The following is a 10,523-nucleotide window of genomic DNA, read 5'->3' as shown; positions in this document are numbered from 1 at the left end:
TGCGGATCGCGCCGCCCGTGCCGAGCGGCTCCTCCTCGGTGACGTACTCGAGGTAGGCGGAGGACGCCAGCGCCGCGCCACGCGAGCGGGACGCCGTCGTGATGCTGCTGGAGCACGTGAGCACCATCCATCCCGACCACGAACGGCTGGCCCAGCACAGCATCCGCCTCTACCAGACCGCCGGACGCCACGATGCCGCCCGGCACACCTACACCCGCCTGAAGCGGCACCTCGCCGACCTCGGCCTCGAACCCGAGCCGGCCACCCAGGCCCTCATCGCACCTCGGACCCACTCCCGCCAGACGCGGTAGAGCCGCAGTTCACCGGCCCTGCGCGCCTCATTGCTCGAGGGGTGATCCAATGGCGTTTGCCCCGTCGCATCCGGTGTCGTATCCGCCGTCGCTTCCGGGCTCGCGCTTGGATACGACACCCCCGCCCGGGCTGCAAGCGCAGGCCAGGGGCCCTGCGAGCCACCGGCGGCCGAGGGCGACTGTATATCGGTGCAGCAACGCATCCCGATCTACTAACAGCCGCTGCCCGGCCCCGCGAAATCCCTTGCGGATGCCCGTGTCCGCCTACCGCCCACTCCTCCTGTGTAAATCTTCCATTTCACCAATTCGGCTTCCATACAGCCCTGTACAGCCCTGGTTGAGGGACCCTCAGCCCCCTACGCCTGCCCGGCGCGGCAGCGCCCAGGCGTAGCCGAGGGTGCCACCGCGCCCGAGGTCGCACCTTCGCGCACGCACTCGAATTGCCGGGTTGCCGGCGGGTTCGGGTGCCTGGGGATCGGTCGTGCAGGCGGCGACGCACGACGCAAGGCGTCGCGCATTCCACAATTCCCCTGAATTCTCGTCGTGAATTCGCGAGAATTCCAGCATTATCAAGCCGGAATGCGGCTTCAGGTGGGGTGCGAGTCGAGCTATATTTGAATTGTTCCCGGAAAGGCCGGGAATGGAAATCCCGCCAATGGGGTCCGCCCGAAAACGGATGACGGGTGGAGTGCGCTCAAAAAGCGGGCCGATTTCCGAATTGAGATATGGCCGCCCCGGTTAACCGGTGAAAGGAAGTCCGCGATGACAAGCACCGCCACACCCTCGTCCCCGCCTCCCGCCCCTGTCCCGCAGCCATCCGCCCCCGCCACGCCGAACTCCCCGGCGGCGCCGCCCAGTTCACCGCCCGTGACAGGCGGCAAGGCGCGCCCTGGTGAGCTGCGGGCCCGGATCGCGCAGATCCTGGCCGCGAACCCGGGAACTCAGTTCAGCGTCACGGAACTGGCGCGAATGCTGGGGCACTCGGGCGGGGCGGTCGGCAACGCCTGCGAGACGCTGGTATGCCGGGGCGAGGCGGAACGGGGCGGCTCCAAACCGCGTATGTACCGGGCGACTTCGACGACCGCCGCCGCAGCGCAGCACGCCGTACCGCCTCCGCCCGGCGCGGGCCCCACGCCACCGGTGCCGCGCCAGGCCCCGCCCCCGACGCCTGCGGCCCCGCCGCCGAGCGGGCGGCCGGGACCGGTCACCCGCCCCAACGGGCAGCAGTATCACCCCAGGGCGCTGGCGCAGCTGCCGGACATCGAGGCGCTGCGCAGGCTACGGGAGGCGCAGGTGGCGGTGCTGTTGTACGGACCGCCCGGCACGGGCAAGACCTCGCTGATCGAGGCGGCCTTCCCGGACCTGATCACGGTGGCCGGAGACGGTGACACCACGGTCGGCGACTTGGTCGGCGAGTACACCCAGGACGAGCACGGCGGCTACGAGTTCATCTACGGCCCGCTCGTGACGGCCATGCAGGAGGGCCGTGCCCTGCTGCTGGACGACGCCACCTTGATCTCCCCGAAAGTGCTGGCCGCCCTGTATCCGGCGATGGACGGGCGCAGGCAGATCCAGGTCAAGGCGCACAAGGGCGAGACGATCACCGCCGCCGACGGCTTCTACGTGATCGCCGGACACAACCCCGGCGTCCACGGGGCGGTGCTCACCGAGGCCCTTTCGAGCCGGTTCAGCGTGCAGGTCCAGGTCGGCTCGGACTACGACCTGGCCGCCGCCTTGAAGATCAACCGGACGGCGGTGCGGATCGCCCGCCACCTCGCCACCAGCCAGCAGGCCGGAGAGGTGGGATGGGCGCCGCAGCTACGGGAACTGATCGCCTTTCAGAAGATCGCCGATGTGCTGGGCACCCAGGCCGCCTTCGCCAACCTGGTCGGCGTTGCCCCGCTGGAGGACCGCGACACGGTCGCCGAGATCGTCACCAAGGCGATCGGCCACCCGGTGAGCGCCCTGGCCCTGGGCCGCCAACTCTGACCCCGTCCCACCTCACCTCCGGCCCTCGGCCGACCCCCACCTCCGCCCCTGGAAGGGAGCGACCTGCCATGCCCGTGCACACCCAGGCCCACGTCCAGCACACCCCGCCCGCCCTGAGTGAGACCGAATGGGCCGCCGCCCGCTGGGAGGACGACGGCGGCCCCGCCTACACACTGCCCCCGGGACCGCAGGCCGGGCAGTGGCTGCGCATCGCCGCCGCCCTCGGTGAGCGGCTGCCCGAACTCGCCGGGCGCGAGGATGTGCTCGTCACCTGCGAGGAGCAGACCCGCTCCGGGGCACCTGCCGCCTTCTTCCCGACTCTGGCCGCCCTGGAGATCGACCGGGCGCTCTTCGCCCCGCTGAACCCGGCCGCCATTGACCCCAGCCGGGTGGGCGACGAGGAGAACTACCCGGTCGCCTGGGGCGCCTTCACCCACGAGGCTGCGCACGCCGCGCACAGCCGCTGGACCACCCCGCCCCCGCTGCGCGGCACAGCCCTGGATGCGGCGGCGGCCCTGCTGGAGGAATCCCGCGCCGAACACGCCCACCTTCACCGCCGCCCCGGAGACCGCCGTTTCCTGCGATCCGCCGTACACACCCTGGTCCTTGGGGACTTCACCAGCCAGACCCCCACCGATCGGTGGCAGGCGGCCTCGGCGGCCGGTTTGATCCTCGCCCGCCGGGACGCCGGAATCCTCGACCCGGACGAGACCGACCCCCTGGAACAGACCGTCACCGCCATCCTCGGCGAGGACCTGCTGAAAGCCCTCACCCGGATCTGGACGGCCGCCCACGGCACCGGGGACGAGGACGGGCAGGCGATGCTGGAACACGCCGAGGCGTGGTGCCAGGCGCTCGGCGCCGACCCCGCAGGGCCGGAACCGGCCCCGGACCCTGCATGCGGACGCCGGGGCGAACTGGCCGGGGCGATCGGCAAGGTCGTCGGCCAGGTGCAGGCGAACGAGGCCGCGCAGGCCGCCGCCCAGGCCCGGGTCGATGCCGCCCGCACCGCTCGGGCCCAGGCGAAAGCCGCCCAGGCCGCCCGGCAGCGGCAGGCCGCGCAGACGGCCGAGAAGGTCTTCGCACCCGGCGGGCGCCCATACACCCCCGGCAAACTTGTCAAGGGCAAGCGCGGCCGCTCCCCGGTGACCGGCACCCGCCCGCCCACCAGCGGCGAGAAGGCAGCCGCCGGGCAGTTGGCCCGGGCGCTGCGGGCCGCCGCCTACCGCGAACGCACCATCACCGTCACCGCCTCGACGGCCCCGCCCGGACGCCTCAACATGCGCCAGGCCCTGGCCCGGGACGCTCAGCGAGCCGCAGGCGCCACCCCCACCGCGACCCCATGGACGCGCACAGTGCACCGGCCGAACCCGACGCCGCCGCTGCGGGTGGGGATCGCGGTGGACGTCTCCGGCTCCATGAGCCTGGCCGCCGCCCCGATCGCCTCGGCCGCCTGGATCCTCGCCAAAGCTGCCGCCCTCACCGACCCCGACTCGCGCAGCGCGACCGTCACCTACGACCGGTCGGTCACCGCGATCACCGCGCCCGGACGCGCACCCACGCAGGTCACTCAGTTCGACGCCAGCGGCATGGGCCACAGCCTCGCCGAGGCCATCGACGCCCTGACGACGGGAGTTGACCTCACCCAGCCCGGCGCGGGCCGCCTCCTCGTGATCGCCTCCGACGGCTACTACGCCGCCGAGGAGGCCGCCCGCGCCGCCGAACGCATCACCGCCCTGCGCGCTACCGGGTGCGCGGTGCTGTGGCTCGCCTTCGACCCCGACCCGCGCCCCCTGCCCGGGGCCAGGCTCCTGGAACTCGCCGACCCGGCCCAGGCCGCCGCCGCGATCGGCAAGGCGGCGACCACCGCCCTGGCCACCAACCAGCTCTGACCCCACGCCGCCCCGGCACCGCCCGGGGCGGCCCACCGCCGCACACCGACCTCGACAGTGAAGGAGACCGATACCCATGACCTCGCTCGCCGAACGCGCCCACGCCGCCGCCGTGTTCATCCGCCACAACACCGCCGTCAGCCCGCACGGCCGCTACCGGGGCGAGGAACACGCCCGCACAGCCGTACGGCTGGCCGCCGCCCTCGGACTCGGCTTGGACCAGATCACCACCGCCCCGGACTGGCTGCGGCGGCGCACCGCCCCCGGCGAACCGGTCCTGGCCACCGCCACCTGCCCGGACACCACCGAACAGTACGTCTTCCTCGCCCGCTTCCCGATCTACGACGACGAGCCGCTGGAACTCCTCGGCCCGTGCCCCGAATGCTCCGGCCAGGTCCCGCTCGCCACCATCCGGCACCTCGCCGACCTCGGTACCCATCTGGCCCGCCCGCCACTGAACCCCGAAGACGCTCCGCAGGCCGACACGCTGCCCGACACCTTCCTCCGCGACGAAGGCCACACCAGCAGCTGCCGCTACGGCGAAACCCTCTAGCCCCGCGCACCATCCGTTCCCAGGGAAGGACCCCTACCGCCATGACCGAACGCACCAGCCGCATCCGAGGCACAGCCGCGCGGGCCAACACCACCGCCCCTCCACCCCATTCAGACGCTGCCCCCGGGCGAGCACCGGGTGCCGAAGCCATGCGAGCCACCCTCGGCGAAGACGGCTTCCAGCGCCTCGGCCGCCTGCGCCACCAGCGCGGGACCGCGCTGGGCGAACTGGCCGATCTCGTCTTCAGTACCGCCCGCGAAGCCGACCGGCTCCACGGCAAACTGCGCCGCCACGCAGCCCAGGTACGCGACCGCCTCGACAACACACTCAACCCCCGCCTGGACCCGGCCTTCGTCCCGGTCACCGGCCTGCTCCAGAACATCGGCCATCCGACCGACCTGTACGCCGCGCGCTTCGCCCAGCAGATGAACCAGCTCAGCCTGGTCCTGGAGAGCTACCAGGCCGTGCACGGCGCACCGGAGCTGTAACCAGGCGCAGTTGACCATGTGGGGGCCCAACCGGGCCCCCACCCCGCCTGCCTGTCCCATACGACGGGCCGGAGCAACGCACCCGCCCGCACCCCTGGAAGGAACACCGCCCATGCCCGGTCCCGGCCTGCCTCAACACGACGTTCTGGTGCACCACATCCTCAACCGCGCCCGCACCCTCTTCAGCACTGCTACGGAGGCCGAAGTCCCTTCTCTCGCTGTCCTTCTGACCTGCGCAGCCGACCACCTCCGGACTGAAGACCACCTCGACCTGGACCCGGCTGTCTTCGCCCGGGTCGTGGCCGAAGCCGCCGGACAACTGCTGGCCTGCGCCCACACCCCCCTCTTGCCTGCCGACCCGAACCTTGGGGATCACCTGGAAGCTCTCGACCGACTTCCCCGAGCCGCCCGCACCGGCCTGCTCACTGCGGCCGTCCGGCGCACCGCGCCCCACCCCGACAACGCACGGCCGCCCACCCCACGCATCCCCGCCCCAGCTGGTCCGTCCCCGGCCCGGCGCCGAACGCCAGGACCCTGCCCGTGTTCGTGCAATAGCGGGGGCTTCTGCGGCGGCTGCGGACACGCGGGCTGTGGAGGCCGACCGTGAAACCGACACGCCCGACCGGGCCACGACGAGACGCCGGAGCGGAGTCGCATGAGGGACGACGGCGTCGAGCCGTACACCGACGTCGCCGACCCGCTCACCGGCACCGTGCGGCTGTGCGCCCACCGCTGCGACACCTGCATCTTCCATCCGGGCAACCCGATGCACCTCCGGCCCGGCCGGGTCACGGACTTGGTCACCGCGGCGAGACGAGCCGAAGGACACGTGATATGCCACAAGACCCTCGGCACCGAAGCCCCGGCAATCTGCCACGGCTTCGCCGACGGCCCCGACCAAGGCGGCAGCTTCGCCCTGCGCCTGGCCCGTGCCCTGGGCACACTGGAGGAGGTCACGCCGCCGTGGCCACTACCTCGAACGCACTGGGACCGGGCGCGCGCCTGCTTGCCGAGCAGCTCGGCCTCGGCGCCCCTCTGGCTGGCCTAGCTGCCGGGCACCCTCCCGGTCACCGCCTCCATGGCTCGCCCATGCCCTGTGCCAGACCGCTGACGAGCTGGACAGCGCGTACGCGCGGGCGCAGGAGACCGGCCGCGAGCTGCGAGTCCTGCGCGGCCGGCCTGCCACAGGAGTCGACGACTTTAGCCCGGAAGCCAGCTTCATAGCAGGGGGAGTTGGCGCTCGTACTGGAGCAATTCGAGGTGACGGACACCGCGCTGATCCGGCTCATTGGCGTCTACCAGGACATTGGCCAAGCGCCTCGCCGGGACGCGGGTCCGGAACACGACGCCGCGGTCTCATGCGTGGCACGTCGGCTAGCTGCATGGCGAGAGCGCCGAGGCCGTGCCGCGCGGCCTGGGCAGGGAGCTCGTCACCGTCGACCGTGGCAGGGGCGGTGGCAACGAGCATCACGCATCCCGAACTTCCCACGCCCTCAGGCCCTCGTAGGAAAAACCGATGACACAGGTGACCCGCTGGTGCGCCGCACGACGCTGGTGGCCAGGGCGCCCCGGAACGTAGAACACCTGCAGACCGTTCACGTTGATCCAGCCCTTCGTCGGTCCTACGTACTGACCTACCCGACCCTCGACACGATCTAGGAGTCCTGAATTCTTGAAGAAGTCTTGACCGCTGTCCCATTCACCAAGACGTGATTGGTGGACAAGTCTGTCAATTCCGAAACCGGAGCCGAGCCATTCGAAACTCCTCGTACGATCCGTGCGATATTGAGCGCGCCTTCGGCACTCCTCCATGTAGCGTTCCGCTTCGCCCTTCGCGACAGGTGATGAGGATTCGAGATACTTGAGAAAATGCAGAATATAGAGGTAGTAACTCGACTCCAGCGAGGGGTTATCCATGTGCCATGTTGAGAACTGGCCCACAAGTTCGTCGAGCGACGGAGGATTGGGGACGTAACGCGCTGCCTTCACCCACAGGCGCATCGTCCGGTCGTCGCCAGCCTTTTCGCGGAGGTTCTCGCGAAGGAGAGACTCAATGGTTCGCAAGTCCTTCTGCTTTACGCTCTGCCATTGGCCTTGGGTCTTCTTCAGGTAGATCCATACCAAACTTCGCCGAACGGAAGACCTGTCAACGTCTACCCTCTCGAGTAGAGACCGATAATGCTGAACGGCGGCCTCATGGTTCCCGTGCAGCTCGTCCAGCTGAGCTCTGCACTTGATTGCAAACCTGCTGGGTTCTTCTCCTGTCCGCAATTGGGCTACCTGGGCCAGTAGGTCCTCGGATCGTTCGAGTGCTGTATCGACGAGTTCGTAACCTGTATAAGTGAAAGCTGTTCTGTTTCCTCCTGCAGTGTTTTGGCGGGCGTATTCGGCGAGACGCAAGAGCATCTGCACTTCGCTAATATATCCATGTTCGTTGTCACGACGTAGATCCCGCGATGTGGTGAACGCTTCACTCGCGATCTCGGCAGGCCTGACTACCAGTTCCAGTGCCTCCTTTCTCCCTGTCAGGTCGTAGACGTCCTGCCGATAAATCATTCCCTTCATGTGATATACAACGGAGTCTCGGTCGGAAAGTTCAACTGCTCGCTCAATGCTTAGCTTTGCCTTACCGAGGTCGTGCATGCGCACGGCTTGGTACCGTGCGAGATGGGCGTGCAGGTGAGATTCCGAAGGGAAGAGCGTAGTCAGCTCCTCCAACAGCATTACTGCCGAGTTGGGTAGATTGATGTCCTCGATTAGATGCGAGAACGAGCGGGAGCCAGCCTGCTCCGTCCCCAGCAGTTCACTGCTCTCCCGGTAGATGAAAATGCGATGGATCAGGTCAAGTTCGCTATCACCAACTACGCCCGAATCGCCGCGACATAGGCGGGCAAGACTGATCGCCGCCTCAGGGAGGCCTGCCTTCCACTGTCCTTTGGTCTTCAAGCCGGCGCCAAGAATTTGTCCGAGGACTTCTTCCGCGAACAAGGCGTGGGCCATGCGCCAGATGCCCGCCTCTTCCTCCACCAGCAGGTCCAACACTTCCTCGGGAAGTAGCGAGGCCAAGAGAACTGTCTGGTTGGTGGGCAACTCGAGTAGATCGGTGAAGAGTTGTGCCGGCATCCCCTTCTGGCCATAGTGATGAGCCAGGGCAATGTGCTGCAAGATCTCTCGGCTGGTAGATTTCAAGTCTTGTAGGCGCAGCGATACAAACCGCTCCAGTCCGAGGTATTCGCGCCCGAAGGCAGCGAGGCCGAAGTGGAATGGTACCCGCTCCCGCTCGTTCGCGCTGTATCGAACTGCACGGATCCCGCTCGCTCGATCGGGCCGGGCCTGCGAATAAACCTCCAGGAATCTTTCGGCTTCCTGATCCAACAGGTAACTCGGCAGTTGGACCACGCGTTGATCGTCGATTACTCCGACGGCGCGGCGTACTACTTGCAAGATGACAGCACTGGCTTGACGGTTGCGTAGCGAGTCGTACAGGTCGTTTAGGAGGCGCTCGGGGACATGGCTACCTTCGGCCAATACGAGGACGCGCCGCTGAGTTACATGTCCCAATCGCATGATCCGTTCGGCGGTGTCCTCGGCCCACTTGTCACCGACGTGTTGTGCAGAGGGATTACCGCGAAGTACGGCACACGGATAGATGTGATGCAGGTCCCAGAGCACGCGTCGAGCTACTGTTGTTCCACCGGCCCCAGGCGTGTGATAGAGATTTATCCGCACTGCGCGGCCGCCGCGATCCAGTTCCCGCAGAACTTTGCGGTGGAGACTTACGGTCTTCTCCCGGTCGACATCGGCACGGCGGCTGAGACCGTACCAGCTGATTTCGCCCCCCTTGAGGAATGCCTTCTTGTCGTCTTCGGACTTCTCGCCTTGCGAGTCGAGATAGATGACCTCCAATTCCTCTTCGATCCACGGCACATCGGCCGCGTCCAAGGTGACTGGGGCCCCTGAGAGGCTCGGGAGAGCACGTGGAGAGCCTCCGGATGCTGTCTTGTTCGGTTCGAGGTGTGCAAGGCCCGCACAAAGTTGTTGCAGGGAGATCGGGATGACGCCTGCCTCGAAGGTGCCTGTCAGTTGCTGAAAGGCTGGTGCGTCATCCGCTGCGATTACTACATCGAGTGTGTCGCCACTATCGCGTGCCAAATCACTAAGCAACGCGTGGATGGTCGGAATCTCCGAAGTGTCGTACCCGAGGATCACGCAGGTTACTGGCGCTGGGTGCAGTGATGCGGCAAGTTGATCGATGTGACGGCTCAAGTCTCGTGCGTATTGAGTCGACCACTGCCGGAAGGTGAGATCGGCTAGCGGTTCACTTCCAGTGACTAGGCCCTTAGCGAAGATCCAGTGCATCGCATTGCGTCCACCCAGTACCATCTGTGCGTCTTGCGGTACGACACGATAAAGGCTCCTCGTGAGTGAGATATCCTTTTCCAGCGCCCCCAACAGGCCGCCTTGCTCACTCGCCGGATCCAGATCGAAGACGGCAGACCAGGGGGGTACTGCCAGCCCTCGGAGTGTCGCTGCTGGAGTCGGCGCGACGCCTGGGGCCACGAGTACGTAGCGTCGTGTGTCACTGAAGCCGTGCATGCGTTCCAGGAAGCGTTCCCAGGTGCCCTCAAGTGGTGCGGCAGCCCCTCTCAGGGGCTCAGCGCTGCCGCCGTTCATCCACTGAACGATCCATCGGATTACTTCCCCGCTCGCAGGCGTATTGCTGCTGCCTCGACGGTAGTAAGTAACGCCGGGCAAGAGTGTCATCGGCCCGATGTGGCCATTTCGTTTGCTTCGCCATTCAGGGCGGACCAGGAAGGGGCCACGACGGTCAGGTGGGATCGTCAGGACTCCGTAAAGTTTGCCGTCGAGTTGAACCGGCTCCAGGCTAAAACGAGGCACGGGTTCGACGGCAGCCCCCAAGATCTGCTGCCACTCCGCGTCATCCGGGACACTGTCGACGCCTACGAGATCAAGCCGCCCGTTGCCTTGGTCCTTGACACCGAAAACGAGGTGGGCGTCTGCATCCCTTGGCGTATTCGCCATACTGATCACATCGCAGACAAGGTCTGCCTTCCCCTTGTCGGTGGATGTCTCGTGCGGCTTGGCCTTGAAGTCGTGACTCTCGCCTTCGGCGCGTCGCAGGAGCTCTCGCAACTCATCAGGGGTCACGTAGATATCCACCCTATGTAGTCGATACGGGAAGTGCAGGCGAGCGGCGACGTACGCACTCGGGGTACGGGAGTGTATCGGGACAGCACCCGCAGAGCAGGTCCAACTGACACTCCGCCAG

6 protein-coding genes and 1 pseudogene are annotated in these 10,523 nt (G+C 67.2%); 6 read left to right on the top strand and 1 reads right to left on the bottom strand.

The window, feature by feature from the left end; genetic code table 11:
• Window positions 1–95: 95 nt before the first annotated feature.
• The 6 genes and pseudogenes from ACWDO5_RS22905 to ACWDO5_RS22880 form a co-directional block, all read left to right on the top strand.
• A pseudogene (locus ACWDO5_RS22905) lies at window positions 96–311 on the top strand (BTAD domain-containing putative transcriptional regulator); the annotation flags it as partial.
• 909 nt (window positions 312–1,220) lie between these two features.
• Window positions 1,221–2,300, top strand: coding sequence for an AAA family ATPase (locus ACWDO5_RS22900; RefSeq protein WP_450532200.1), 1,080 nt, complete (start codon window positions 1,221–1,223; stop codon window positions 2,298–2,300).
• Between the two features lie 68 nt (window positions 2,301–2,368).
• The gene (locus tag ACWDO5_RS22895) at window positions 2,369–4,192 is read left to right on the top strand and encodes a VWA domain-containing protein (protein ID WP_450532199.1); all 1,824 of its coding nucleotides are present in this window, start codon (window positions 2,369–2,371) and stop codon (window positions 4,190–4,192) included.
• 76 nt (window positions 4,193–4,268) lie between these two features.
• Window positions 4,269–4,745 carry a hypothetical protein gene (locus tag ACWDO5_RS22890; RefSeq protein ID WP_450532198.1) on the top strand — a complete coding sequence of 159 codons (477 nt, stop codon included), beginning with the start codon at window positions 4,269–4,271 and terminating at the stop codon, window positions 4,743–4,745.
• 149 nt (window positions 4,746–4,894) lie between these two features.
• Window positions 4,895–5,233: a hypothetical protein gene (locus tag ACWDO5_RS22885; protein ID WP_450532197.1), complete on the top strand. Its 339-nt coding sequence runs from the start codon at window positions 4,895–4,897 to the stop codon at window positions 5,231–5,233.
• 655 nt (window positions 5,234–5,888) lie between these two features.
• Window positions 5,889–6,281, top strand: coding sequence for a hypothetical protein (locus ACWDO5_RS22880; protein WP_450532196.1), 393 nt, complete (start codon window positions 5,889–5,891; stop codon window positions 6,279–6,281).
• Window positions 6,282–6,700: 419 nt separating this feature from the next.
• On the opposite strand, the gene ACWDO5_RS22875 is transcribed toward ACWDO5_RS22880, so the two are convergent.
• Window positions 6,701–10,414: an AlbA family DNA-binding domain-containing protein gene (locus tag ACWDO5_RS22875; RefSeq protein WP_450532195.1), complete on the bottom strand. Its 3,714-nt coding sequence runs from the start codon at window positions 10,412–10,414 to the stop codon at window positions 6,701–6,703.
• Between the last annotated feature and the right edge of the window lie 109 nt (window positions 10,415–10,523).

This window comes from Streptomyces sp. NPDC000880 (assembly GCF_053599675.1).
This window is presented reverse-complemented; position numbering and strand designations above follow the sequence as displayed.